The sequence below is a fragment of the Pseudomonas hunanensis genome (assembly GCF_013393325.1).
GTDB classification, from domain to species: domain Bacteria; phylum Pseudomonadota; class Gammaproteobacteria; order Pseudomonadales; family Pseudomonadaceae; genus Aquipseudomonas; species Aquipseudomonas putida_P.
The window spans coordinates 1-25,666 of record NZ_QJRC01000065.1 but is presented as its reverse complement, the minus strand read 5'-3'; the positions used below and the strand labels follow the sequence as shown (position 1 = coordinate 25,666).

Below are 25,666 nucleotides of genomic sequence, written 5' to 3'. Positions count from 1 at the left end.
AGGCATGAAAAAGGGCCCGAAGGCCCTTTCCCGATCAACCCCCAAGGTACGCGTCGCGCACCTTTGGGTCAGTCAACAGCGCTTCGCCTGTCCCTTGCATCACCACCCGGCCGTTCTCCAGCACATACGCCCGGTCGGCGATTTTCAGCGCCTGGTTGGCGTTTTGCTCCACCAGGAACACCGTCACGCCATCGCGGCGCAGCTGTTCGATGATGTCGAAGATCTGCTGGATGATGATCGGTGCCAGGCCCAGCGAAGGTTCGTCGAGCAGCAGCAGCTTGGGCTTGCTCATCAGCGCCCGGCCAATGGCGAGCATTTGCTGCTCGCCACCGGACATGGTGCCGCCACGCTGGATGTAACGTTCCTTCAGGCGCGGGAACAGCTGCAGCACCTTGTCCAGTTGCTCCTGATAATCGCCTTTGTCGGTGAAGAAACCACCCATCGCCAGGTTCTCCTCTACGGTCAGGCGGGCGAACACGCGGCGGCCTTCCGGCACTACGGCGATGCTCTTGCGCATGATGTGCGAGGACGGCTGGCCGACCAGTTCTTCACCCAGGTACTTGATGCTGCCACTGTGCGCCTGCGGCGAGCCGCACAGGGTCATCAGCAACGTCGACTTACCGGCGCCGTTGGCGCCGATCAGGGTGACGATCTCGCCCTGGTTGATTTCCACGTTGACGCTGTGCAGCGCCTGGATCTTGCCGTAGAAGGTGGAAACGTTTTCGAACTTCAGCATTTACGCTTCCCCCAGGTAGGCTTTGATCACATCAGGGTTGTCGCGGATCTCCTCCGGTGTGCCGTGGGCCAGAGGGGTGCCCTGATTGATCACCACGATATGGTCGGAGATGCTCATCACCAGCTTCATGTCGTGCTCGATCAGCAGCACGGTGACGTTGTGCGACTCGCGCAGGTAGGCGATCAATGCCTTGAGGTCTTCGGTTTCCTTCGGGTTCAGGCCCGCGGCCGGTTCGTCGAGCATGATGATGCGTGGCTGGGTCATCATGCAGCGGGCGATTTCCAGGCGGCGCTGCTGGCCGTAGGCGAGGGTGCCGGCGGTACGGTTGGCGAACTCGGTCAGGTTGACCTTTTCCAGCCAGTACTGCGCGCGTTCCATGGCCTCCTTTTCGCTGCGGCGGAAGCCCGGGGTCTTGAACAAGCCAGCGAAAAAGTTGGTGTTGAGGTGGCGGTGCTGGGCGATCAGCAGGTTTTCCAGCGCGGTCATTTCCTTGAACAGGCGCACGTTCTGGAAGGTCCGCACCACACCCTTGCGGGCGATCTGGTGGCCGGCCAGGCCCTGGATCGGCTGGCCATCGAGCAGGATGGTGCCGCCGCTGGGCTTGTAGAAACCGGTCAGGCAGTTGAACACGGTGGTCTTGCCGGCGCCGTTGGGGCCGATCAACGCCACCACCTGTTTTTCCTTGACGGTCAGGCCCACGCCGTTGACCGCCAACAAGCCGCCGAAGCGCATGCTCAGGCCGCTGACTTGCAGAATTTCGCGGCTCATCGACGCAGCTCCATGTGTGGACGTTGCATAGGCAGCAGGCCTTGCGGACGCCAGATCATCATCAACACCATCAGCGCACCGAACATCAGCATCCGGTATTCGCTGAACTCACGCATCAGCTCGGGCAGCAGGATCATCACGATGGCCGCGAGAATCACGCCCAGTTGTGAGCCCATGCCGCCAAGCACGACGATGGCGAGGATGATTGCCGACTCGATGAAGGTGAACGACTCTGGCGTCACCAGGCCTTGGCGCGCGGCGAAGAAGCTACCGGCGAAACCGGCGAAGCAGGCACCCAGGGTGAACGCCGAGAGTTTGATCACGGTCGGGTTGAGGCCCAGTGCGCGGCAGGCGATCTCGTCTTCGCGCAGGGCTTCCCAGGCGCGGCCGATCGGCATGCGCAGCAGGCGGTTGATGACGAACAGCGCCAGCAGCGCCAGCAGCAGGGCCACCAGGTAGAGGAAGATGACCTTGTTGATCGAGTTGTATTCCAGGCCGAAGAACTCGTGGAAGGTCTGCATGCCCTCGGCGGCGCGGCGTTCGAAGGTCAGGCCGAAGAACTCCGGCTTGGGGATGTTGCTGATGCCGTTGGGGCCGCCGGTCCAGTCGGTGAGGTTACGCAGGAACAGGCGGATGATCTCGCCGAAGCCGAGGGTCACGATCGCCAGGTAGTCACCCCGCAGGCGCAGTACCGGGAAGCCGAGCAGGAAGCCGAAGGTGGCGGCCATCAGGCCGGCAATCGGCAGGCACACCCAGAAGCTCCAGCCCAGGTAGTGCGAGAGCATGGCGTAGCTGTAGGCGCCGACGGCGTAGAAGCCGACATAGCCAAGGTCGAGCAGGCCCGCCAGGCCAACCACGATGTTCAGGCCAAGGCCCAGCAACACGTAGATCAGGATCAGCGTGGCAATGTCGACCGCACCGCGCGAGCCGAAGAACGGCCACACCAGTGCCGCCACGATCAACCCGATGATCACATAGCGCTGGGTCTTGGGCAGGGTCAGGTAGTTGCTGACGGCCGGCGGGATCAGCTTGCGATCCGAACGGCGGCCCATCACCGAGCTCCACTGCTTGTCGAACAGCACACGCAGGAACATCAGCACCGAACACACGGCGATGATGCTGATGGTGAACGAGCCCTGGCTGTGCACGGCCAGGCTGATGCCGTCGATGCTCAGTTTCAGGCCCAGTACCGGGAAGGCCACGGCCCATACCAGCAAGGCGCTGAAGAACGCCTGTTTGAGATTTTTGTTCATACTTTTTCAACCTCCGGGCGGCCCAGAATGCCGGTCGGCCGGAACAGCAAGACAAGAACCAACAAGCCGAATGCCACCACGTCCTTGTACTGGTCGCCGAAGATGTCGGCACCAAAGGCTTCCGCTACACCCAGCACCAGCCCGCCGAGCATGGCGCCCGGAATGCTGCCGATGCCACCCAGCACCGCCGCAGTGAAGGCCTTCAGGCCCACCAGGAAACCGGCGTTGGGGTTGATCACCCCGTACTGCATGCTCAGCAGCACGGCTGCCACGGCTGCCAGGGCGGCACCGATGACGAAGGTGAGGGCGATGATGTTGTTGGTGTTGATGCCCAGCAGGTTGGCCATCTTGATGTCTTCGGCGCAGGCGCGGCAGGCGCGGCCCAGGCGGGAGCGGGAGATGAACAGGGTGAGCAGGGTCATGGCCACCAGGGTGACCACGAACACCAGGACTTGCATGTAGCTGATCAGTACTTCTTCAGCACCGCCTGGCCCGAAGGAGAAGCTGCCGGGGATCAGGTTGGGGATGGATTTGTCCTTGGAGTCTTGCGACAGCAAGACGGTGTTCTGCAGGAAGATCGACATGCCGATGGCGGAAATCAGCGGAATCAACCGGTTGCTGTTGCGCAGAGGGCGATAGGCAACCCGTTCGATACTGTAGCCATAGGCACTGGTGACGAAGATCGTCGCGACAAAGGCGACGGTCATCAGGATCGGCAGCGAATGGATGCCCATCATGGCCAGGCCCGCCAGGGCGATGAAGGCCACGTAGGAACCGATCATGTACACCTCGCCATGGGCGAAGTTGATCATGCCAATGATGCCGTACACCATCGTGTAGCCGATGGCGATCAAGGCATAGGTGCTGCCGATGGTCAATCCATTAACCAGTTGTTGGAAGAAATGGTAGATCTCAGGCATTACAGCGCTCCTAAAAACCTGATTTGCATTTCGCTGGCGGGGGTAGGCCAGGAAACCGCGGGTGACGGTTTTAAGATTTTCAGGTGAGCCCGCCCCCGGATCGCGGGGATCGGGCCCATGAACCTCGTAAAACAAAGCCCACTGCTCGCACAGTGGGCTTCTACGGTCAGCTATTTAGTCACGCAGTTACTGAGGGGAGACTTCGGTCTTCGGCTTGCCGAAGTGCCATTCGTAGACCACGAACTTGAAGTCTTTCAGATCGCCTTTCTCGTCATACGACAGGGTGCCGGTAGGGGTCTTGAACGAGCCGGCGTGGATGGCAGCAGCCACCTTGTCGGTGTCTTCGGACTTGGCGGCCTTGATGCCTTGGGCGATCAGCTCGACAGCCGAGTAGGCCGGGAATACGAACGGGCCGCTTGGGTCCTTGCCGTCAGCCTTGATGGCGTCGACGATCTTCTTGTTCTCAGGGTCGGCGTCGAACGACTTCGGCAGGGTGACCAGCAGGCCTTCGGAGGCGTTCTGGGCGATCTGCGAAATGGAGTCGTTACCCACGCCCTCTGGGCCCATGAACTTGGCTTTCAGGCCTTTTTCCTGGGCCTGGCGCAGGATCAGGCCCAGCTCTGGGTGGTAGCCGCCGTAGTAGACGAAGTCGACGTTGTTCTGCTTGAGCTTCTGGATGATCGAGGAGAAGTCTTTGTCACCGGCGTTCAGGCCTTCGAAGACGGCAACCTTGGTGCCTTTGGCTTCGAGGGTTTGCTTGACCGCGGTGGCAATGCCTTCACCGTACTGCTGCTTGTCGTGCAGTACCGCAACCACTTTCGGCTTGACGTGGTCGGCGATGTAGTTGCCGGCGGCTGGGCCCTGGGCGCTGTCCAGGCCGATGGTACGGAAGATCAGCTTGTAGCCACGGGCGGTGATTTCCGGCGAGGTGGCGGCCGGGGTGATCATGATCACGCCTTCGTCTTCGTAGATGTCGGACGCTGGCTGGGTGGAGCTGGAGCACAGGTGACCGATGACGAACTTGACGCCGTCGTTGACCACTTTGTTGGCGACTGCCACGGCCTGTTTAGGGTCGCAGGCGTCGTCGTATTCCTTGGCTTCGAGCATCTTGCCATCGACGCCGCCCGCGGCGTTGATATCCTTGATGGCTTGCTTGGCGCCGATGAACTGCATGTCGCCGTACTGGGTCACAGGACCCGTTTTAGGACCGGCGATGCCGATCTTGATGGTATCGGCGGCAAACGAATGGCTGGCTACCCCGGCCAGAACCATTGCGGCGAACAGCTTGGAAATCTTGATCATAGTGCTCCACTCATTCTGTTGTAATTCTTATAGTCCTGGCGGCCAGGGCTACAGACCGGGCGGGATTTGCGGCGTGGCTGTGCCAACGCGCAAGCCCACCTTCCCCCGGAACATGTCCCGGAACTGTACCGGTACAGTGTAGAGCGCTGTTCGAGCGCTTGAAAAGCGGTCGAAAAGTGCCTGCTTCCTGGGTTGTCGCTTGATCGACAGAAAGATACAGAAAGGCGCCATCAAACTGCCTGCATCTGCGACCCCGCCCCACAACTTCGGGGTCAATCGACCAAATTACATATTTGAAACCGGGTTTTTCTGCAAAAATGCCGGCCTTTTTTAATTGGCGATTTTTGCGGATACCACCCATGACTGATCAAACAAGCACCCTCTATGCCAAATTGCTTGGCGAGACGGCAATCATCGAGTGGAAAGCACTGGAACGTTTCTGGGCCAAGGGTGACCTGATTTGGGTCGACCCCAGCCTGGACCTGATCACCGTTGCCGAAGCGATGGCCGAGAATCGCAGCGAGATCTTCGCCAAGTGGCGTAGTGATGGCACCGTTGGGCCGGTCTCGGCCGAGCAGGCACTGGACCTGCAAAGCCGCGATCCAGAGATCTGGGCGGTGGTGGTTTCGCCGTTCATCGTGATCCAGGTGAAGCACACGGAAGAGGCGTGATCTTTTTTGGTGCGCAAAAATACGCAGCAGCCCCGTTTTGGTGCTTGAAGCCGTGCAAGGCGGGTAGAGGTAAGTAACAATTCGGCGTGGCGGTAACAGTTTACGGGATGCGTAATGGGGCTGCCTTGCGGCCTGGATTGATATCGAATTTGTCTGGAGACGTTGATGAGCTCACAACTACCTTCGCTTGGATTCGCCGGCATCGGCCTGATGGGCCTGCCCATGTGCCGTCGTCTGTTGGCAGCGGGATATCCGCTGACGGTATGGAACCGTAGCCCAGACAAGTGTGCCGCCCTGGTCGCTGCCGGCGCGCGCCTGGCCAGCAGCCCGGCCCAATTGTGCCGCGACAGCGACATGGTGCTGCTGTGCCTGGCCGACACAGCAGTGGTGCGCGAGGTGGTGTTCGGCGAGCAAGGCATTGCCCAGGGCGGGCGCAGCGGCCAGTTGCTGATCGATTTCTCCAGCCTGGAACCAACCGCCACCCGTGAAATGGCAGCCGAACTGGCAGCACTGTGTGGCATGGCGTGGTTGGATGCGCCGGTATCTGGCGGTACGCCAGGTGCTGAAGCAGGCACACTGGCCATCATGGTCGGTGGTGAGGTGGCCGACTTGCAGCGTGCACACCCGGTGCTGCAGGTGCTTGGCCAGCGCGTGACGCACATGGGGGCGGTAGGCGCGGGCCAGGTGACCAAGGCCTGCAACCAGATGATCGTAGCCTGCAATGCCCTGGTGATTGCCGAAGTAGTGGTATTGGCCGAGCAGTCGGGCGTAGACGCGACACTGATTGCCGAAGCGCTGGCCGGTGGCTTTGCCGATTCCAAGCCGTTGCAGATCCTGGCGCCGCAGATGGCCGAGAGCCGCTTCGAGCCGATCAAGTGGCATGTACGCACGCTGCTCAAGGACCTGGATGGCGCGGTCAAGTTCTCCCGTGAGCAAGGCTCGGCGACGCCGCTCAGCGGCCTCGCCGCGCAATTGATGCGCCTGCACGGTAGCCAGGGTTACCTGCAAAAAGACCCGGCGACCCTGGTGGAGCTGTACCGCAACAAGGCGTGAGTACGCCGTTCTGGCGCTGTAGCCGCTCCAGCAGCGGCCGCAGCTCTGCCAGCGGCACGGGGCGCCCCAGCAGGTAGCCCTGCAGGTAGTCGCAACCGTGGCTTTCCAGGAAGGCCTGTTGTTCGGCGGTTTCCACGCCCTCGCTGACGACCTGCAAGTGCAGGGTATGCGCCATGACGATGATCGCCTGGACGATTTCGCGGTCTTTCTGGCTGCCCGGCACATCCTGCAGGAAGGTGCGGTCGATTTTCAGCACGTCCAGTGGCAGGCGCTTGAGGTAGGCCAGTGACGAGTAGCCAGTGCCAAAGTCATCGATCGACAGCGCCACGCCCAGGGCGCGCACGCGCTTGAGCAGGCTGACCGTACGCTGGATATCGCCCATCAGTGCGTTCTCGGTCACCTCCAGCTCAAGTTGGCGCGGCGCCAGGGCGGCATGGAACAGCGCCTTTTCAACTTCGTTGGGCAGTTCGTCGTGGCTGAGGGTGACTGCCGAGCAGTTGACCGTGACCTTGAGTTCGCCGTAGCCGTGGCGCTGCAAGTAGGCCAGGTCGGCGCAGGCGTGGCGCAATACCCACAAGTCGAGGTCGATGATCAGGCCGTTGGCTTCGGCAATGCCGATGAAACGGTCGGGCCCCAGCAGGCCGTGTTGCGGGTGCTGCCAGCGCAGCAGCGCTTCCAGTTTGGCCACTTGCCCGCTGCGCAGGTCGAAGATGGGCTGGTAGTGCACGCACAACCCGCGCTCTTCCAACAGGGCCAGTCTCAGCTCTTCTTCCAGTTGCAGTGCAATCGAAGCCCTGGCCTTCAGGCTGTCGTTGAAGAAGTTCAGGCTATTGCGGCCGTTGTCCTTGGATTGATAGAGGGCCAGGTCGGCGTGCTTGAGCAACTCTTCGGCTGTGCTGCCGTCGTCCGGGAAGATGCTCACGCCGATGCTGGTGGTCATGACCATGCGCCGGCCGCCCAGGTCGATGGGGTCTTTCATTCGTTGCATGATGCGCTGGGCCAGGTGACGGGCTTCGTCGCGGCTGTTGAGGCTGGTGACCACACAGAACTCGTCGCCACCCAAGCGCGCAACCAGGTCTTGGCTGCGGGTAGCGGCCTTGATGTGGTTGGCGATCACCTTGAGCAGCTCGTCACCGGCGTCGTGGCCGAGGCTGTCGTTGATGCGCTTGAAATGGTCGATGTCGAGGAACATCACCGCCAGGCGGTTTTCGTTGGCCTGGTGTTCGACCAGGCGTTCGGCGAACACCTGGTTGAAACCACGGCGATTGACCAGGTTGGTCAGGGCATCGTAATGCGCGGCCTGCTGCAGTGACGCGCGGGCTTGGTCCAGTTGGCTGAGCAGCACGCTGACCCGACGCAGATCGTGCTCTTTGCTCTGCAGCTTCTTGTCGGCCAGCGCGGCGCTGATGCTGGCGCCACTGATCAACAGGGTGATGAAGCCAATGCCCAGCGCCAGTTGCAGGCTGTTGTCGCCAGACGGCAGACGCAGTGCGGTATCGGCCGGGATGACCAGGGTCATGGCCGACATCGCGGTGAAATGGGTGGTAACGATACCGCCTGCCAGCAGCAGGCTGGCGCCGTACTTCATGGCCTGGTACAGGGTGCCGCTGCCATTGCGCAAATAGCGAGCCAGGCACAACGCGGCCAGGCTCGTGAGCAGGGCGATGGCGGCAGAGGCCAGCAGCAGGCCGGTCTGGTAGTACTGGACGGCGCCGGTTTCCATTGCGGCCATGCCGACAAAATGCATCAGGATGATGCCCAGGCCAATCAGCGCAGCGCTAAGCACAAAGTGATACGCGCGCATCTGGCTGCGTTCGAGGCTGTGCATGGCCAGCCAGGCGACACCCAGGGCAATGAGCAGCGAGAGGATGGTCAGCGAGACGTCATAGTGCACTTCCACCGGGGCCTGGAAGGCCAGCATGCTGATGAAGTGCATGGCCCAGATGCCGCCGGCCAGGCAGCAGGCGCCGAGCATGTTCCATTGCCGGTGTGCGGTGGGGTCGTCGCTGTGTGACTGGCGTTCGGCCATGTCGAGGGTAGCGAAGCAGGACGCGCTGGCGACGAAGTAGGCGAGTAGAACCAGTAACGGTTCATGCCGGCAATCGATGACGATGCGCCCGGTTGCCGGAAGATCAGCGAACAGTTGCAGCCCCAGCCATTCCATGGAATGCCTCTTGATCGAGTTTTCACTCGTCTGCGCAACCACCCTGTGCAGACTGTCCAGAGGCAGTATAGGAAGGAGTATTTAAGCCTTCCTGACTAATGGCACATTGATTTGTACGATTTGGTTATCGGATTAATCGCCAGAGGGCATAGAAACGAAGGGGATGTGGCTGTAGGAGCCTTGTGCTGCAAAGGGGCCGGATGCCTCGCAACAATGTGCAAGGCAAATGACCCTTTCGCAGCAAAGGCTGCTCCTACAGAACGCTGGTCAGGCCACCAAGGTGTCAGCCAGCCACCAGCACGCGAATGGCTTCCAGGCGCAGGGCGGCTTTCTCCAGCATTGCCAGGCCATCTTCGCGTTGCTTGCGCAGGGCGTCGATTTCGCTGTCACGCACACTTGGGTTGACCGCTTGCAGGGCTACGAGGCGGGCCAACTCTTCGTCTGCCTCCGCCGCCAAACGGCGCTGGGCTTCGGCAACGCGCTCGACGTGGATGGGCAGGATCTTCTCCTCGCCGCCACTGATGCGCTTGGCCAGTACATCGCGTTGGGCCTGGACGAACTTGTTGGCGCTGGCGCGTGGCACGCTTTCGAGCTGGTCGTTGAGGGTTTCGAAGGCCACGCGCGATGCCAGGTCGTTGCCGTTGGCGTCGAGCAGGCAGCGCAATGCCGCCGGCGGCAGGTAGCGGCCCAGTTGCAGGCTGCGCGGTGCCACCACTTCACTGACGAACAGCAATTCCAGCAGCACGGTGCCCGGTTTGAGCGCCTTGTTCTTGATCAGCGCCACGGCGGTGTTGCCCATCGAGCCGGACAGCACCAGGTCCATGCCGCCCTGCACCATAGGGTGTTCCCAGGTAAGGAACTGCATATCCTCGCGCGACAGCGCCTGGGCGCGGTCGTAGGTAATGGTCACACCTTCGTCGTCGCCCAGCGGGAAGCTGGCATCGAGCATCTTCTCGCTTGGTTTGAGGATCAGTGCGTTCTCGGAATGGTCTTCACTGTCGATGCCGAAGGCGTCGAACAGGGTTTCCATGTAGATCGGCAGGGCGAATTGGTCGTCCTGTTCGAGAATGTCCTCGACAAGCGCCTGGCCTTCGCCGGCACCGCCGGAGTTGAGCTCCAGCAGACGGTCACGCCCTGTGTGCAGTTCGGCTTCCAGGCGCTCGCGCTCGCCGCGGGCATCGGCCACCAGGGCATCCCAGGCCTTGCTTTCGCCACCCTCGAGCAGCGGCAGCAGGCGTGGGCCGAACTGGTGCTGCAGGGCGTTGCCGGTGGGGCAGGTGTTGAGGAAGGCGTTGAGACCTTCGTGGTACCACTGGAACAGACGCTCTTGCGGGCTGTCCTGCAGATACGGGATGTGCAACTGGATGGTGTGCTTCTGGCCGATCCGGTCAAGGCGGCCAATGCGCTGTTCGAGCAGGTCGGGGTGCGCCGGCAGGTCGAACATCACCAGGTGGTGAGCGAACTGGAAGTTGCGGCCTTCGCTGCCGATTTCGGAGCAGATCAGCACCTGGGCGCCAAACTCTTCATCGGCGAAGTAGGCAGCGGCGCGGTCGCGCTCGAGGATGCTCATGCCTTCGTGGAACACCGAGGCCGGGATGCCGGAGCGCACGCGCAGGGCGTCTTCCAGGTCCATGGCGGTTTCGGCGTGGGCGCAGATCACCAGCACCTTGGTGCGCTTGAGCATCTTCAGGGTGTCGATCAGCCAATCCACGCGCGGGTCGAAACGCCACCAGCGCTCGTCGTCGGCCGCTTCCCCTTGGGCTTGGAAGGCGACTTCCGGGTACAGCTCGGCGTGCTCGCCGGCTGGCAGGTCGCGGTACTGCTCGGGTGTGGCCAGCGGGTAGGGGTGCAACTGGCGCTCGGGGAAGCCCTGAATCGCCGCACGGGTGTTACGGAACAGCACGCGGCCGGTGCCGTGGCGATCCAGCAGCTCGCGGATCAGACGCGCGCTGGCCTGGGTGTCGCCATCGTTGACCGCGGCCAGCAGGGCTTCGCCTTCGGCACCCAGGAAGCCCTGGATGGTGGCGTGGGCCTTGGGCGACAGGCGGCCTTCGTCGAGCAGTTCCTGTACCGCTTCGGCGACCGGGCGATAGTGCTCGCTCTCGGCGCGGAAGGCCGCCAGGTCGTGGAAACGGTTAGGGTCGAGCAGGCGCAGGCGGGCGAAGTGGCTGTCCTGGCCAAGCTGCTCGGGGGTGGCGGTGAGCAGCAGCACGCCCGGGATCACCTGGGCCAGTTGCTCGACCAGGCTGTATTCGGTGCTGGCCTGGTCTTCGTGCCAGACCAGGTGGTGAGCTTCGTCGACGACCATCAGGTCCCAGCCAGCGGCAAACAGCGCGTCCTGGGCTTTTTCGTCGTCGACCAGCCACTCCAGCGCTACCAGCGCCAGCTGGGCGTCTTCGAACGGGTTGCTGGCGTCGCTTTCGATGAAGCGTTCGGCGTCGAACAGGGCTACCTGAAGGTTGAAGCGCCGGCGCATTTCCACCAGCCACTGGTGCTGGAGGTTTTCTGGCACCAGGATCAGTACGCGGTTGGCACGGCCAGACAGCAGCTGGCGGTGAATGACCAGGCCGGCCTCGATGGTTTTGCCCAGGCCCACTTCGTCGGCCAGCAAAACGCGCGGAGCGCTGCGGTCGGCGACTTCACGGGCGATGTGCAACTGGTGGGCGATGGGTTGTGCGCGGCAGCCGCCCAGGCCCCACAGCGCCGACTGCATCTGTTTGCTGGTGTGCTGCAGGGTGTTGTAGCGCAGGCTGAACCACGACAGCGGGTCGATCTGCCCGGCGAACAGGCGGTCGCTGGCCAGGCGGAACTGGATGAAGTTCGACAGCTGAGTTTCTGGCAGGGTACGCGGCTGGTTTTGCCCGTCCAGGCCGTGGTAGACCATCAGCCCGTCGATGTCCTCGACCTCGCGGACGGTCAGCTTCCAGCCTTCGAAGTGGGTGATCTGGTCACCTGGCGAGAAGCGCACGCGGGTCAGCGGCGCATTGCGCAGGGAATACTGGCGGGTGTCGCCAGTGGCCGGGTAGAGCACGGTCAACAGGCGGCCATCCTGCGCCAGGATGGTACCCAGGCCGAGCTCTGCTTCGCTGTCGCTGATCCAGCGTTGCCCCGGTTGATACTGCTGCGCCATACTGCCTGAACTCCCGCGATGAAAAAGCCGATTATGTTAACGGATCGGCCGGTCAGACCAAAGTGCGAACGCACCGAAAGGTGCCGAACGACAACAGGAAGTAAGTCAGTCTAGCCGTTTCATCGTCTCGCACCGTGCAGCCGACGAGGGCCTCGCATCAACATGTCTGCCAAGCATCGCTGGATCAGCGCTTCGATGGCCGTGGGCAGCCTGCTGCTGCTGAGCGCCTGCGAGCAGAAAAACTTCGAGACCTTGCCCCCCATTCCGATGGAGCAGCTTGAGGTACTCGGCGTACAGACGCCGATCAAGAGCGTGCATTTTCGTGATCGCGACGGCGAAGGCCTACTGGTGTTGAGCCGCAGCGATGGCCAGGCCAGCGACCCGGAAAGCGAACAGGAAGTGGACAAGGTGGTGCTCAAGGCCACCTTGTACGGGCGCACGGCTGAGAGTGACGCCTTCAAGGCGCGTTGGCAGATCGAGCAGGAAACCACGTGCCCGGGGCTGGACCTGGACGTGGACTTCTACAATGACGTCAGTGACGTCAGCGACCTGAACAAGGATGGTGTAGCCGAGGTGACCGTGGCCAGCCATGCCTTCTGCGGTGGCGGTATCGACCCGCACGACATCGCCATCGAGATGCGCGAAGGGCAGGCCAGCTACACCATTACCGGCCAGTCGCTGATCACCCCGGCGGGCGAGGACCCCGTCGGTGGCGAGCGCGAGGACAGCGCCTCGCTGAAAAACGCGCCGCAAGTATTGCGTGATCATATGGACGCGGTCTGGCAGCAGGTTTACAAGCGGCCTTGGAGCGAAGCCAGCCCGCCAGGCGACGATGAGCCTGACGACGAAGCCGAGTAAATGTTGCCCACAACATCAAGGTAAACCCACGCCTGCCGATACATGGGGCATAGGAGAACGTCCATGCTGCCGCCGATCATCCCGCTCAGTGCTGCCCCGGTGACCTCGCAACAGGACCCGGTCAAGCCAACCCCCGACATCAAGCCTGTGGTGCCGGCGCAGCCTGCGTCCGGTGAAAGTGCCATCGACCTCAAGCAGCAGCGCGACCCGCAGGAGCAGGCACTGTTGCTGCGTGACGAGCAGCGTCGCCAGCAGCAACGTCGGCAAAAGGGTGATCAGCAGCGGTACAACGCCTTACCGGGTGACGAGGTCAACGCCGACAACACCGTGCCAGTGGCGCCATTGATGGGCGAGCATGTACGGCAGGGGTTGCTGGTGGACATCGAAGTCTGACGCAGGGCTGGTCAGCGCCTGCCGCTGGCTTCATCATGCAATTCTCAGTTGATCGTCGAGCCACCCATGAGCCAAGACAACCTCATCGATTTCGATGCCGAACGCGCCAAGCGCGTCCACGACCTCAAGGAAAAACGCCTGAACGAGATGCGCAACGCATTCGAGCAGGCCCTGCCGTTGAGCACCAGCAAGAAAAAGAAGCCCAAGGGCAAGCCCAAGAAGCGCTGAAACTTGACGCAGGTCAACCCTGCACCCGCCTCGCGTGCCCGGCCCCGGGCACCATTGACCCCGATCAATTTTCCCAGTCCCCACATTGGTTAACTTGCCCTCCATCGGACAACGGCAAACGAATGGGGAGGCCAGCATGTTCTTCGACAACGTGGTTATCGCCGGTGTGGTAACGGTCGGGTTGATGTTCGCTTTCTTTGCCGGTCTGGGCATTTTCATCTGGAAGGACTCGAAAAAGCGCAAGCCGCGCTGACCTTCCGGGTATACGAGCACGCAAGGCATTTAGGGCGACTTCGGTCGCCCATTTTTTTGCCTGCAATTTTTGTGTTGCCTGTGCGCGAAAGGGTCGGCATAGGTTGACTGAGATGGGTTGCTTAGATGATTAGCTAGCTAATTAATCGTTTCCACTTTATCCTGCTCACCATTGTCTATCGTTTCAGTAAGCCCATTCCCCCGCAAGGTCCGCCTCGTGCCCATCACCCTTCAGGCCCTGTTCGCCCCCAGCAGCCTCGCCCTCAAGTTCGCCATCAAGACTTTGCTCGGTGGTGGCCTGGCGTTGTGGCTGGCGATGCGTTGGGGCCTGGAGCAACCCGCTTGGGCGCTGATGACGGCTTTCATCGTCGCCCAGCCGCTATCGGGCATGGTGGTTCAGAAAGGCCTGGCGCGGTTTGCGGGTACCTTGGTCGGCACCGTCATGTCGGTAGTGTTAATTGGCCTGTTCGCGCAGACACCTGGCCTGTTTCTGCTTAGCCTGGCCTTGTGGCTGGCGCTTTGTACCGCCGCGTCCACCCAGTTGCGCAGCGCCTGGGCCTACGCCTTCGTGTTGGCCGGCTACACCGCGGCGATCATTGCCTTGCCGGCCATCGACCACCCGCTGCAGGTGTTCGACCAGGCCGTGGCCCGTTGCACCGAGATTTGCCTGGGCATTTTCTGCGCTACAGCCAGCAGTGCCTTGCTCTGGCCCATGCGGGTCGAGCAGCAACTGGGCGGGCAAGCACGGCAGGCTTTGCAGAACGGCCTGCAAGCCGCCAGCGCCATGCTGGGTGGTGAGGACGAGGCGCGTAAAGGCCTGCTGGACAGCCTGGGGCGCATCGTTGCCATCGACAGTCAACGTGAGCATGCCTGGTTCGAGGGCAACCGCGGGCGCCAGCGTGCCCGTGCCATTCGCGGCCTTAGCCAGAAGCTGATGGTGCTGTTGCGCATCTCCCGTTCGGTGCGCCGCCAGTGGCGGCAACTGGATGAGCGGGAGGCCGGGCGTCTGGCGCCCTGGTTGGAGGAGGTGCGCACGCTGCTGGGCAAACCCGATCAGCCCAGCCTGTTGCTGTTACGCCAGCGCATTTGGGATGCCGCTCACAATGAGCAGATCAGCCCGTCGGAACACTTCTGCCTGGCGCGCATGGCCCTGCTGCTGGATTACGCCATGGCTGCCAGCCAGGCGCTGGAGGATGTGGAGGCTGGCAGGGCACCCAAGGATGTGTCCCAGGGTCTGGCTGCACACCGTGATTGGTCGCTGGCCTTGCTGTTCGGTTCGCGTAGCGCGCTGGCCTTTCTGGTCATGAGCGGCTTCTGGCTGGCCACGGCCTGGCCTTCGGCGCCGGGTGGCCTGGTGCTGACCTGTGTGGTCTGCAGCCTGTTCGCCAGCCGCGAGAATGGTGCGCAAATTGGCCTGAGCTTTCTGCGGGGGATCTTTTTGGCGATACCTGCGGCGTTTTTGGTCGGGCAGATCTTGCTCCCGCAATGGAGCAGCTTCGCCATGCTCTGCCTGGGTATGGGTGTGCCGCTGTTTCTGGGCGCATTGGGTATGGCCCACCCACGTACCGGGGCCACCGCCACCTCTTACTGCCTGCACTTCATTGTGCTGGTGTCGCCGCTTAACGCCATGCAGTTCGGCGTGGCGACCCTGCTGAACAGTGCCCTGGCGATGCTGGTGGGGGTATCGGCGGCGGTCATGGCCTTTCGTTTATTGGTGTTTCGCCACCCGGCCTGGCTGGGGCGGCGCTTGCGCGCGGCAACCCAAAGCGACTTGGTGCGCCTTACCCGGCGCGATTTGCGCGGGGCCGACAGCTGGTTTGGCGGGCGCATGGCCGACCGCCTGATGCAACTGGCGCGGCATGCCAGCGAATTACCGGAAGACCAGCGCAAACGCTGGGATGATGGCCTGCACGGGCTGGATATCGGCGACGAACTGGTGCACCTGCGCATGTGTCTGGCTGTCGCCCAGGCCCCCTTGGGGCTAGCCGAGCGTGAGTACCTGCAACAAGTGGAGGCAGTGCTGGCCAAAGGGCCGGCTGCCGGGCGTGGTCAGCGCCTGGATACTGCCAGTGAACAGTTCCTTGCTGCATTGCGCCGCCTGCCTGCCAGCGACCCGCTACGGCTGGCCGAGGGGGCGGTGCTGCAGTTGCAGAAAAGCTGGGGCAAGTGGTGTCGCTGGCAGGAGGAAACCCATGGGGTTGCGTGAGTGGGAAGTGGGCGGCGTGCTGCTCAGCCCGTTTCTGCTTTATGTGTTGTTGGCGCTGCTGCTCACCGGCCTGCTGCGCCTGGTGGTGCAGGCTACACCGTTGGGGCGCTGGATCTGGCACGAAGCGCTGTTCGACGCGGCGCTGTTCGTTTGTGTGTTGTTCCTGGTGGTGCGCCTGCTGGGAGCGTTATAAAGGAGTGTTTCGATGCGTGCGGCCGTACGTACTCTGGTAACCCTGTGTGTGGTGGCTTTGGCCGTGTTGGCCGGCTACCAGCTGTGGCAGTACTACATGCTTACCCCATGGACCCGCGATGCCCGGGTGCGTGCCGATGTGGTGGTAATCGCACCTGATGTGTCCGGCTGGGTGCGCGAACTCAAAGTGCATGACAACCAGCAGGTCAAGGCCGGCGACCTGTTGATGAGTATCGACCGTGAGCGTTTCCAGGCTGCTTTCGACCAGGCCAGCGCCGTGACTGAAACTCGCGCCCAGCAACTGCGTTTGCGCGAGCGAGAGGCAGCCAGGCGAACTGCCCTGGGGCCCGAGGCGATCAGTGCCGAGTTGCGTGAAAACGCCCAGATCAATGCCGCCATCGCGCGTGGCGAGCTACACGAGGCTGAGGCGCAGTTGCAGGTGGCCAAGATCAACCTGGCGCGCAGTGAAGTGCGGGCACCGCGCAGCGGGCATATCACCAACCTGCGTCTGGCCGAAGGCAACTACGTGAACACCGGGCAAGCGGTGATGGCCCTGGTGGATGATTCAACTTTTTACATCCAGGCCTATTTCGAGGAAACCAAGCTGCCGCGCATTGGCGTAGGGGGCTCGGTGAAAGTTTGGCTGATGGGCGCGGGCGAACCGATGCAGGGGCATGTAGAGAGCATCAGCCGCGGCATCACCGACCGCAACAGCAACCCGGACAGCCAGTTGCTGCCGGAGGTGGAACCCACTTTCAACTGGGTGCGGCTGGCCCAGCGGATACCGGTGAGGATTCGCCTGGATCAGGTGCCGGAAGGGGTGACCCTGAGTGCGGGGATGACCGCGAGTGTGCAAGTGCGTGAGGATCAGGATCGCTAGTGAAGGCCCTGGGGGCCGCAAAGCGGCCCCAAGATGCCGAACTCAGAGAAACATCCCGCCCGATACCTCCAGCCGCTGCCCGGTAATCCAGCCATTGCCGTCTTCCAGCAGCAGCGCAATCGCTGCCCCGATATCATCCGGCAACCCCACCCGCCCCAATGCCGTGTTGCCAGCGATGTACTCATTCACCTGCGGGTTGTCCCGCACTACGCCGCCACCAAAATCGGTCTCGATCGCACCCGGCGCCAGAATGTTCACGCGAATGCCTCGCGCGCCCAGTTCCTTGGCCTGGTAGCGGGTCAGCACCTCCATTGCGCCTTTCATCGCGGCATAGGCGGCATACCCCGGCAACGCAAAGCGCGCCAGGCCGGTGGAAATGTTGACGATGCGGCCATTGTCCGCCAGTAGCGGCAGCAGGCGCTGGGTGAGGAAAAACGGCCCTTTGAGCTGAATGTTCAACAACTGGTCGAATTGCGCCTCGGTGGTTTCGATGTACGGCACGTTCAACCCAATCCCTGCATTGTTCACCAGAAAGTCGAAACGCTCGCGGCCAAAGTGTTGTTGCAGGGTCGTACCCAGGCGCTCGGCGAAACCGGCAAAGCTGCTGCTGTCGCTGACGTCCAGTTGCAGCATGGCCGCTTTGACTCCGGCCTGCTCCAGCCGGGCCGCCACGGCGTGCGCTTCATCTGCCTTGCTGTTGTAGGTGCCGATGACATCGATGCCGCGTGCGGCCAGGTGCTCGGCAGCGTTGCGGCCGAGGCCGCGACTGGCGCCGGTGATCAGGGCAATTTTGCGGATCATGGTGAAAACCTCATGGTGGGTGAATGAGGACAGGTTATTGGTCGGTATGTCGCTGTTAAATCCTGAAAATATGGAAATACTGTTCGCTTTAACCGAATAGTAGGGGCCACGTGGTGAACAAGCTGGAGTTGTTGCGCACCTTTGTGCGGGTAAGCGAGGTCAGCAGTTTCACCCAGGCTGCCGAGAGCCTGGGGTTGCCACGTTCGACCGTATCGGAGCAGGTGAGGGCACTTGAGCGCTTGCTGGGCACGCAGTTGTTCAACCGAACCACACGCCGGGTGCAGGCAACCCAGGATGGCGCCTTGCTGTACGAGCGTAGCAAGGACCTGCTGTCGGGCATGGACGAGATCGAGAGCCTGTTCAGTGCCGATGATGCCGAGCTGGCCGGGCGCCTGCGCATCGATCTGCCAACCATGATGGCGCGCCGGGTCATCATTCCGGCGCTACCGCAGTTTCTGCAGCGCTTCCCGAGACTGGAAGTGGAACTCAGTTGCACCGATCGCCAGGTCGATCTGCTGCGCGAAGGGTTTGATTGCGTGATGCGCATTGGCGCATTGCAGGATCTGGATGTAGTGGCACGGCCGGTTGGGCAACTGAGCATGCGCAACTGTGCCAGCCCCGCCTACCTGGCTCGCTATGGTGTCCCGCGTACTCTGCAGGACCTGGCCGATCACCAGCTGGTGCATTATGTGCGCACCCTGGGTGCGCGCAGCGCCGGCTTCGAATACCTGCAAGGCGGTGAGTTGCAATTTCAGGCCATGGCCGGTGTGGTGACGGTCAACAATGCCGAAGCCTACTCGGCGGCCTGCCTGGCCGGGTTGGGGTTGATTCAGGTGCCTGCGGTGGGGGTGGCCGAGCACCTGCAGCGAGGCGAACTTGTTTCGCTGCTGGAAGACTGGCAGGCGCCGGCCATGCCGGTGTCGCTGCTGTATGCCCGGCAACGGCATGTGCCACGCCGGGTACAGGCGTTCATGCAGTGGCTGGGTGAAGTGCTGCACACCCAGGTCGATGCAGTGGTCAGTGATTGAGCAAAGCCATGGCGCATGGAAGGCCACTTGCGTTAGGCTGCCCTCTGCGAGTTGCCCGGCAGAGGCGACCCATTCCCGCCAGGCGTGCGTATCTTCCGATTTCATTGCGAGGTTACGTCATGGCCATTACTTCCCAGGATATCTGCAACGCCGCCGACCAGCTCAAGGGCTTTGTCGGTTTTCACGACAAGCGCGGCGTTCATATCGTGCGTTTCTCCGAGGACTCGTTCGGCATGGACGTGGCCGATGCCAGTATTACCCCCTGCAGCGAGTTCGTCTGGCGGCCCGAGCAAGGGCAGCGTATGGCGCTATGCCGCGAACGGCTGGCGCTGTTGCTGGAGCAGCATGTGGATGACCGCTTGAATATCGGCGAGCCGCTGCGCGCCTACCTGCGCCGGGGCGACCTGCCGGAAATCGTCGCTGAGCGCAGCCTGCAGCAGCCCGTGTAGGAGCAGCCTTGCGCGGCTGCTACAAGGGCTGTGCTGTGTTTTTGGATGTTTGCTGCAGCAGCGCCTGCAGCCCTGCACTGTCCAACGGGCGGCTCATGTAGTAGCCCTGCACTTCATGGCAGCGGTCCTTTTCCAGCGCCTTGAGCTGCTGTTCGCTCTCTACACCCTCGGCTGTCACTGTCAGCCCCATCGCTTCACCGAGATTGATGATGGCCTGGACCACGGCGCGGTCGCTCCCGCCGTTGTTGTTCAGGCCGCTGATGAAGCGCTTGTCGATCTTGATGCTGTCGAACGGGTAGGTACGCAGGTAGCCCAGCGACGAATAGCCCGTACCGAAATCGTCCATGTTCAGGCGCACGCCCAACTCTTTGAGCGACAGCATGGTGCCCAGCGCGCCCTCGATGTCGTTGAGCATCACGTTCTCGGTAATTTCCAGCTCCAGACGCTGGGCCGGGAAGGCGGTGTCCAGCAATATCTCGCGCACGTCGGCCACCACATCGCTGCGCAGGAACTGCGCAGGCGACAGGTTCACCGAAACCAGAACATCGTTGGGCCAGTCATGGGCGGTACGGCAGGCTTCGCGCAGTACCCAGCGGCCCAGCGCAACGATGATGTCGCTCTGCTCGGCCAGCGGGATGAAGGTATCCGGCCCCAGCAACCCTTCCTGTGGGTGCTGCCAGCGCAGCAACGCTTCGACTCCGACGATGCGCAGGTCGCCGAGGCGGTAGCGCGGCTGGTAATGCAACACGAACTCCTGATTGCGCAAAGCCCGGCGCAGGTCGTTCTCCAATTGGCGACGGTACTGGATTTGCTGGTTCATTTCGGCAGCGAAGTAGCGCCAGGTGTTCTTGCCGTCGGCCTTGGCCTGGTACAGGGCAATGTCGGCGCAGCGAATCAGCTCGCCGGCATCGAAGCCTTGAGTGCGGGTCTGGGCAACGCCAATACTGGCGCCAATGTGCAACTGCTGGCCGTCGAAGATGATGGGTTGCTGCAGCAGGCCAATCAGCCGCGCACAGAAGCGGTCGATTTCGCTACGGTTGTCCATGCCGCCGAGTACCAGGATGAACTCGTCGCCGCCCAGGCGCGCGACCAGGTCGCCATCGCGGGTGGTGTCGCGCAGGCGCGTTGCCACTTCTTGTAGCACGGCATCGCCAGCGGCATGGCCGAGCGAGTCGTTGATCGGCTTGAAGTTGTCCAGGTCCAGCAGCAGCAGGGTGAGTGGCGGTGAGTCATTGCCGCGAAGCAGTGCCTGTTCCAGGTGCCTGGCCAGCTTGTTGCGGTTGGCCAGCCCGGTCAGTGGGTCGTGCAGCGACAGGTGCTGGATGCGCGCGTGGGCGTCGACTTCGTCGGTTATATCGCTGGCCGTTCCTCGAAAGCCAAGCGCCTTGCCGTCGTGCCAGATGGCGCGGGCGGAAATCCGGCAATAACGGTTTTGGCCATTCGGGTCTCGGTAGGTGCACCGCAGGTTGGCCAACTGCTGCGGGTCGGCGGTAGTCAATACGTCCAGCCAGGGCGACAACGGTGTGGTATCGCAGGCCAGCAGCTGGTTGAGCGGGTGGCCCAGCCAGTCGTCTACCGGGTAGCCGGTGACGTTGGCAAAGCGTTGCGACAGGTAGGTCAGGCGTTGTTGCCGGTCGGTTTCCCAGATCCAGTCGGATGCCGACTCGGCTACCGCGCGAAAACGTTGCTCGCTGGCCTCCAGTGCCTGGTTGCTCTGTTGCAGGTGGAGCAGGGTCAGGCCGACTGCTCGTGAGCTGCGCAAGGCATGGCGGCACAGGTACAGCATGACCAAGCCGAGTATCAGCAGCACGCTCAACAGAGCTGGCAATACTGCCCACAAGAGTTGGTGCCCAGGCAGCGGGCTGCTCCAGGACAGGTGATAGCCGGTGTCGCCCAGGTCGATACGCAGGTGGCCATGCTGCTGTTTATCTTCCTTCTCCACGTGCATGCCCGTCAGGCCGGCACCTTTGCCCAGCTGCGCCAGTTTTTCTTCGGTAAGCTGGTCGACGAACAGCATCACTGGCGCCTGGCTCACCTCGCTGTCGGTGACGTCGCGGTCAGGGCGCACGGCCGCTGCACTGAGTACGGCCGGCCAGCCATTGAACAACACGAAGTGGGTGACCTGCTCGCGCGCAATTGCCGCCGCACGGGCCTGGTCAATGATCGGCTGGAGCGGTGCGTCTATATAAGTGTTGGCGCCGGCCTGGCTGGGCTGGCCTTTGAACAAGGCATAGGTGGTACGGTCGTCTTCCAGCACAAACACCCCTTCGTAGCCGCTGGCGCTGTACAGCGACTCACCTACATTTTTTTCTTCGTAGGCCCAGTGCCAGTCGACATCACCTGCCAGGTGCTCGAAGGCTGCATCCCATACGGCATAGCTGGACAGAAACTGGCGCGAGGCGAGCAACCGTTGTTCCAGCGCCTGGGTTGCATGGAAGGCGCTGCGTTGGCGCTCCTGCTGGTCGAGCGTGGTCGCGATATTGAACAGAGCTCCGAGAATGACCAGGCAGGCCAGGCCGAACACTGTGCTGAAACCGGCAATCAGGTGGCGCACCTGAAAGCGTGGTGTAGGGCTGGCGGGTGGAAGGTTGGCGGTCCTGGCCATGCGCGAGCGGCTCCTTCAGGCAACCTCCCGCCAGGCAGTCAGGAAGGAGGTTCAATCAGGATAGGCCAGCTTGAGCGCGGCAGCGTCAGCGCGGGCAAAATTGACTTGGTCGCGGCCAGCGTGCTTGGCGGTGTACAGCGCCTTGTCCGCCTGTTCGAGCCAGTGCTCGGGGGACTCCAGGCCGGCCTCGAATGGCGACAGGCCGATACTCAGGCTGATGCGCAAGTGGGGTAGCTGTGGGTTGCGGTAGCTGGAAACCTGCTCGCGCAGGCGCTCCATGGCATGACAGGCCTGGGCTTCGCTGGTATCGGGCAGGATCACGCAGAACTCGTCGCCGCCGTAACGCCCGGCTTGGTCGCCTTCGCGCAGGTTGCGCCGCAGCTCGACGCTGAGCTGGCGCAAGACACAGTCGCCGACCACATGGCCGAAGGTGTCGTTGATGGTCTTGAAGTGGTCGATGTCGATCAGGGCAATCACCGCGTGCCCCTGTTGCTGCTTGCAGGCCTGGAACTTGAGCAGCAGCAGGTCTTTCCAGGCGCCGTGGTTGAGCAGCCCGGTCAGGCTGTCGGTGAGGCTCAGTGCGCTCAGCCGGCGCTTGTGGTCGCCCAGCTTGATCGCCAGCTGGTAGCACACCCAGCCCAAGGCCAGCGGGTAAAGCGTGAGCATTGGCAGGCAGGCATAGACCTGCAGGGGGGTGGCGGTCAGTTGCAAGCCGGGGCCGAGCAGCAGAAGGGCGACAAGCATGCCAGCCAGCTGCGCCAGCACCCCGCGAAAGACCATGCGTTTGCCGCCGGCGGCGACGTTGTTCATGGTCATCATCGACAGCACGGTCACGCTGGGCAGCGGGTTGAAGTGCATGGCGGCGGTCCAGAACCCGCCCATTAGCGAATCCAGCAGCAAATTGCGTTGTTCTGCCTGGTACGGCGCTGCCGAGCGGGCAGCCCACAGGTAGGCGATGTGTGGCCACAACAGCCCATTGAACAGTACCAGCAGCCATGCCCAGGTGGGTGGCGACAGCGGCGCAATGGCCGCCATGACACTGAACAGGCCGATGCCCAGGCCGATGACACGCGGCAGGTAGATGCGCTTGACGAAAGAAAGGCCTTTGCCGCTGCGGTTGTCCATCATGGTCATGTTCTTCTGCCGGGGTGCCGTTTATCGCATAACTTGCATGAATATTGTTGAACAGTGTTTCATCGGCGAAAAATGACCTTACAAGCCATTTCACGGTTGATCCGATCACTGTGGGGTAACATGAAGGCTTTCCTGTTGCTCGGAGTACTGCTGATGGTTCCTTTGGCCAACCCCGCCGGCGAGCCGGCGCCACAGCGGGACGGACGTTTTCACAACCAGGCATTGTTGCCGCAGGAAGGTGTACTGAAAAAGTTGCGCATTGGGCTAAAGTACCTGTTCTTGCGCAAACCGCCAGAAACCCGGCCAGCCACGCCGATCAGCCTGCAGCCCATGACCCGCCAGCAAGTGCTCGACGCCCCTGACCACAGCTTGTGGCGCCTGGGCCATTCCACGGTATTGCTCAAATTGCGTGGGCGTTTCTTCATTACCGACCCGGTCTTCGCCGAGCGGGCCTCTCCCGTGCAGTGGGCCGGCCCGTTGCGCTTCCATGCGCCACCGCTGGGGCTGGACCAGCTGCCGCCGCTGGCGGCGGTAGTGTTGTCGCACGACCACTTCGACCACCTTGATGAGCAGGCGATTCGCCAGTTGGCGCCGCGCACCGGGGTGTTCCTGGCGCCATTGGGTGTGGGCGACCGCTTGATCAACTGGGGCGTGGAGCCGGCGAAGGTACGGCAACTGGACTGGTGGCAGGAGAGCGAAGTGGATGGCGTACGTTTCGTCGCCACCCCGGCACAGCATTTTTCCGGGCGCGGCTTGCTGGACAGTAACCGGACCTTGTGGGCGTCGTGGGTGATTGTCGATGAGGATGTGCGGGTGTTCTTCAGTGGCGATACTGGGTACTTCGAGGGGTTCAAGCAGATTGGCGAGCGCTTCGGGCCGTTTGACCTGACCCTGATAGAGACCGGTGCCTACAACGTGGCCTGGCCCGCTGTGCACATGCAGCCGGAGCAGAGCCTGCAGGCCCACCTGGATTTGCGCGGCCGCTGGATGCTGCCGATTCACAACGGCACTTTCGACCTGTCCATCCATGGCTGGCAGGAGCCTTTCGAGCGCATTGTTGCGTTGGCCAATGAGGCTCAGGTACGCCTGAGCACACCGCAGATGGGGGAACGGGTCAGCCTGGGCTCACCGCATGCCGGGCAGAACTGGTGGCAGCCGCGGCCCGCGCGCCAGCGGGGCCAAGGGCATGAGCGAACCGTAGCGGCGCGCTGAGTATCATTTGTGCTCGTCCCTGCGGGGCGAGGGCTGAGCCTGGTCGTCGTCCAGGAGTCGCGAGGGCGGCTTGCCGCTGTCACTGCGCACTTGGGCATGGCTGATCAGGGCGAAGATGAAGCTGCCGCCGATGATGTTGCCCGCCAGCGTCGGCAGAGCAAAATCCAGCCAGAAGCTACGCCAGGTTTCATCCCCAGCCCAGACCAGGTAGGACACTTCGACCGAGCCCACTACTATATGAGTGAAATCGCCAAGGGCCATCAGGTAGGTAATCATCAGGATGATCCAGATCTTGGCGTGTTCCATCGACGGGATCATCCAAACCATTGTGGCGATCATCCAGCCCGAGACGATGCCCTTGGCGAACATCTGGCTGATATCGTTCTTCATTACCTTGCGGCCGACCTCCAAGAAGGCGACATCGGTCTTGCTGTCGAAGATCGGCAGTTCCAGCATCACCCAGGCCACCAGCAGGGTGCCGGCCAGATTGCCAAGCAACACCACGCCCCATAGACGAAGCAGGCGCCCGAAGTTGGCCAGAGTAGGGGAGGTCATGACGGGGAGCACGGCAGTGAGCGTGTTTTCGGTAAACAGTTGCTGGCGGGCCAGGATCACGGCAAGAAAGCCCGTGCTATAGCCGATGCTGGCGATTACCTGGGCACCGTCGCCTTCTGGCAGGCGGGCGTAGAACAGCCCCATGGCCATCAGTGACAGCCCCATGGAAAGGCCGGCGGCCAGTGCCGACCACCACAGCGCGGCCAGGGTGCGCTCCAGTTCCTGGTCACCTTGGCTGCGAATGATCTCATGCAGCACTGCCGCCCTTGGCGGCTGGTTGTGGCTGACCTCCTGCTCTTCGTCTGCAGACAGGCCGGGGGTTTTCTCGCTCTGCGCATCGCTCATGGCCGCTACGCTCCGTGGGGGTGTTTCTTTACTGATCCACGACGCTTTCATTAGTTGCCGAGTAGCGGCAAAACGGTGATGGAAAGTTTTTTCAGAACAAGGTGTTGACTCTGATTTTAAAGCGCGTATTATTCGCCTCCTCGCAGCGACAAACGCTTCGGGGCAAGCGGTAAGTTGTTGAAGTTGTTAGCTTTCGAAAGAAAGCGGTGGTAAAAAACTTCAAAATAAACGCTTGACAGCAAATGAGGAAAGCGTAGAATGCGCGCCTCGGTTGAGACGAAAAGCTCTTAACCAAACGCTCTTTAACAAATTGAATCAAGCAATTCGTGTGGGTGCTTGTGAGTACGGACTGATAGTCAAAAAGATTATCAGCATCACAAGTGGCCATGCGAGAAATCACATAGTCATTTGAGATTGCTGAGCCAAGTTTAGGGTTTCTTAAAAACCCAAGCAGTATTGAACTGAAGAGTTTGATCATGGCTCAGATTGAACGCTGGCGGCAGGCCTAACACATGCAAGTCGAGCGGATGA

Annotated in this window: 23 protein-coding genes and 1 rRNA gene; 13 read left to right on the top strand and 11 right to left on the bottom strand. The window is 62.0% G+C overall.

The window, feature by feature from the left end; translation table 11 throughout:
* Window positions 1-34 precede the first annotated feature (34 nt).
* The 5 genes from DM807_RS02140 to DM807_RS02120 all read right to left on the bottom strand — a co-directional run bounded on the left by DM807_RS02140 (window position 35) and on the right by DM807_RS02120 (window position 4,979).
* Window positions 35-736, bottom strand: a complete 702-nt coding sequence (locus DM807_RS02140) for an ABC transporter ATP-binding protein (protein WP_003254879.1) — start codon at window positions 734-736, stop codon at window positions 35-37.
* On the bottom strand, window positions 737-1,504 hold the full coding sequence (gene livG / locus DM807_RS02135) for a high-affinity branched-chain amino acid ABC transporter ATP-binding protein LivG (protein WP_012273840.1): 768 nt from the start codon (window positions 1,502-1,504) through the stop codon (window positions 737-739). It abuts the gene before it with no gap.
* The gene (locus tag DM807_RS02130) at window positions 1,501-2,757 is read right to left on the bottom strand and encodes a high-affinity branched-chain amino acid ABC transporter permease LivM (protein ID WP_012273839.1); all 1,257 of its coding nucleotides are present in this window, start codon (window positions 2,755-2,757) and stop codon (window positions 1,501-1,503) included. Before DM807_RS02130 ends, livG begins: the two co-directional genes overlap by 4 nt.
* Window positions 2,754-3,677 (bottom strand): high-affinity branched-chain amino acid ABC transporter permease LivH, encoded by a 924-nt coding sequence (gene livH, locus DM807_RS02125; RefSeq protein ID WP_003254876.1) that lies wholly within the window; start codon window positions 3,675-3,677, stop codon window positions 2,754-2,756. Before livH ends, DM807_RS02130 begins: the two co-directional genes overlap by 4 nt.
* Before the next feature lie 186 nt (window positions 3,678-3,863).
* The gene (locus DM807_RS02120; RefSeq protein WP_012273838.1) at window positions 3,864-4,979 is read right to left on the bottom strand and encodes a branched-chain amino acid ABC transporter substrate-binding protein; all 1,116 of its coding nucleotides are present in this window, start codon (window positions 4,977-4,979) and stop codon (window positions 3,864-3,866) included.
* Between the two features lie 359 nt (window positions 4,980-5,338).
* Here DM807_RS02120 and DM807_RS02115 point away from each other — a divergent pair, with 359 nt between their 5' ends.
* Window positions 5,339-5,650, top strand: coding sequence for a DUF2288 domain-containing protein (locus tag DM807_RS02115; RefSeq protein WP_012273837.1), 312 nt, complete (start codon window positions 5,339-5,341; stop codon window positions 5,648-5,650).
* A 165-nt stretch (window positions 5,651-5,815) separates the two neighbouring features.
* Window positions 5,816-6,703 carry an NAD(P)-dependent oxidoreductase gene (locus tag DM807_RS02110; protein WP_179027010.1) on the top strand — a complete coding sequence of 296 codons (888 nt, stop codon included), beginning with the start codon at window positions 5,816-5,818 and terminating at the stop codon, window positions 6,701-6,703.
* Here DM807_RS02110 and DM807_RS02105 read toward each other — a convergent pair.
* Together DM807_RS02105 and rapA are read right to left on the bottom strand one after the other, a co-directional pair.
* The gene (locus tag DM807_RS02105) at window positions 6,603-8,867 is read right to left on the bottom strand and encodes a putative bifunctional diguanylate cyclase/phosphodiesterase (RefSeq protein WP_179027009.1); all 2,265 of its coding nucleotides are present in this window, start codon (window positions 8,865-8,867) and stop codon (window positions 6,603-6,605) included. The two genes, DM807_RS02110 and DM807_RS02105, sit on opposite strands and share 101 nt — an antisense overlap.
* Before the next feature lie 283 nt (window positions 8,868-9,150).
* Window positions 9,151-11,997, bottom strand: a complete 2,847-nt coding sequence (gene rapA, locus DM807_RS02100; protein WP_012273834.1) for an RNA polymerase-associated protein RapA — start codon at window positions 11,995-11,997, stop codon at window positions 9,151-9,153.
* Window positions 11,998-12,159: 162 nt separating this feature from the next.
* Here rapA and DM807_RS02095 point away from each other — a divergent pair, with 162 nt between their 5' ends.
* The 7 genes from DM807_RS02095 to DM807_RS02070 all read left to right on the top strand — a co-directional run bounded on the left by DM807_RS02095 (window position 12,160) and on the right by DM807_RS02070 (window position 17,006).
* Window positions 12,160-12,855, top strand: coding sequence for a M949_RS01915 family surface polysaccharide biosynthesis protein (locus DM807_RS02095; RefSeq protein ID WP_012273833.1), 696 nt, complete (start codon window positions 12,160-12,162; stop codon window positions 12,853-12,855).
* Between the two features lie 63 nt (window positions 12,856-12,918).
* On the top strand, window positions 12,919-13,248 hold the full coding sequence (locus DM807_RS02090) for a hypothetical protein (RefSeq protein WP_012273832.1): 330 nt from the start codon (window positions 12,919-12,921) through the stop codon (window positions 13,246-13,248).
* A 66-nt stretch (window positions 13,249-13,314) separates the two neighbouring features.
* Window positions 13,315-13,476 carry a hypothetical protein gene (locus DM807_RS02085; protein WP_003254864.1) on the top strand — a complete coding sequence of 54 codons (162 nt, stop codon included), beginning with the start codon at window positions 13,315-13,317 and terminating at the stop codon, window positions 13,474-13,476.
* Between the two features lie 136 nt (window positions 13,477-13,612).
* Window positions 13,613-13,729, top strand: coding sequence for a cytochrome c oxidase subunit CcoM (ccoM, locus tag DM807_RS27860; RefSeq protein ID WP_012273831.1), 117 nt, complete (start codon window positions 13,613-13,615; stop codon window positions 13,727-13,729).
* Window positions 13,730-13,945: 216 nt separating this feature from the next.
* On the top strand, window positions 13,946-15,934 hold the full coding sequence (locus DM807_RS02080; RefSeq protein WP_060493566.1) for an FUSC family protein: 1,989 nt from the start codon (window positions 13,946-13,948) through the stop codon (window positions 15,932-15,934).
* Window positions 15,921-16,127 carry a DUF1656 domain-containing protein gene (locus DM807_RS02075; RefSeq protein WP_012273829.1) on the top strand — a complete coding sequence of 69 codons (207 nt, stop codon included), beginning with the start codon at window positions 15,921-15,923 and terminating at the stop codon, window positions 16,125-16,127. Before DM807_RS02080 ends, DM807_RS02075 begins: the two co-directional genes overlap by 14 nt.
* A 12-nt stretch (window positions 16,128-16,139) precedes the next feature.
* Window positions 16,140-17,006, top strand: a complete 867-nt coding sequence (locus tag DM807_RS02070; protein ID WP_060515709.1) for an efflux RND transporter periplasmic adaptor subunit — start codon at window positions 16,140-16,142, stop codon at window positions 17,004-17,006.
* 42 nt (window positions 17,007-17,048) lie between these two features.
* On the opposite strand, the gene DM807_RS02065 is transcribed toward DM807_RS02070, so the two are convergent.
* Window positions 17,049-17,807 (bottom strand): SDR family NAD(P)-dependent oxidoreductase, encoded by a 759-nt coding sequence (locus DM807_RS02065; RefSeq protein WP_012273827.1) that lies wholly within the window; start codon window positions 17,805-17,807, stop codon window positions 17,049-17,051.
* 113 nt (window positions 17,808-17,920) lie between these two features.
* Between DM807_RS02065 and DM807_RS02060 the strand changes: the two genes are divergently transcribed.
* Together DM807_RS02060 and DM807_RS02055 are read left to right on the top strand one after the other, a co-directional pair.
* Window positions 17,921-18,835 carry a LysR family transcriptional regulator gene (locus tag DM807_RS02060; protein ID WP_041166778.1) on the top strand — a complete coding sequence of 305 codons (915 nt, stop codon included), beginning with the start codon at window positions 17,921-17,923 and terminating at the stop codon, window positions 18,833-18,835.
* A gap of 119 nt (window positions 18,836-18,954) precedes the next feature.
* On the top strand, window positions 18,955-19,284 hold the full coding sequence (locus DM807_RS02055) for a DUF2025 family protein (protein ID WP_012273825.1): 330 nt from the start codon (window positions 18,955-18,957) through the stop codon (window positions 19,282-19,284).
* A gap of 19 nt (window positions 19,285-19,303) precedes the next feature.
* Here the strand turns inward: DM807_RS02055 and DM807_RS02050 are convergent, their stop codons facing one another.
* Both DM807_RS02050 and DM807_RS02045 read right to left on the bottom strand, forming a co-directional pair.
* A complete protein-coding gene (locus tag DM807_RS02050; protein WP_060493562.1) occupies window positions 19,304-21,889 on the bottom strand; it encodes a bifunctional diguanylate cyclase/phosphodiesterase in 2,586 nt (861 codons plus the stop codon).
* A 51-nt stretch (window positions 21,890-21,940) separates the two neighbouring features.
* Window positions 21,941-23,014: a diguanylate cyclase gene (locus DM807_RS02045; RefSeq protein ID WP_041166777.1), complete on the bottom strand. Its 1,074-nt coding sequence runs from the start codon at window positions 23,012-23,014 to the stop codon at window positions 21,941-21,943.
* A 129-nt stretch (window positions 23,015-23,143) separates the two neighbouring features.
* Between DM807_RS02045 and DM807_RS02040 the strand changes: the two genes are divergently transcribed.
* Window positions 23,144-24,235, top strand: coding sequence for an MBL fold metallo-hydrolase (locus tag DM807_RS02040; RefSeq protein ID WP_012273822.1), 1,092 nt, complete (start codon window positions 23,144-23,146; stop codon window positions 24,233-24,235).
* A gap of 3 nt (window positions 24,236-24,238) precedes the next feature.
* Here the strand turns inward: DM807_RS02040 and DM807_RS02035 are convergent, their stop codons facing one another.
* Complete coding sequence (locus DM807_RS02035; protein ID WP_060493561.1) at window positions 24,239-25,135, bottom strand: formate/nitrite transporter family protein; 897 nt, start codon at window positions 25,133-25,135, stop codon at window positions 24,239-24,241.
* 458 nt (window positions 25,136-25,593) lie between these two features.
* Between DM807_RS02035 and DM807_RS27570 the strand changes: the two genes are divergently transcribed.
* Window positions 25,594-25,666, top strand: a 16S ribosomal RNA gene (locus DM807_RS27570); the annotation flags it as partial.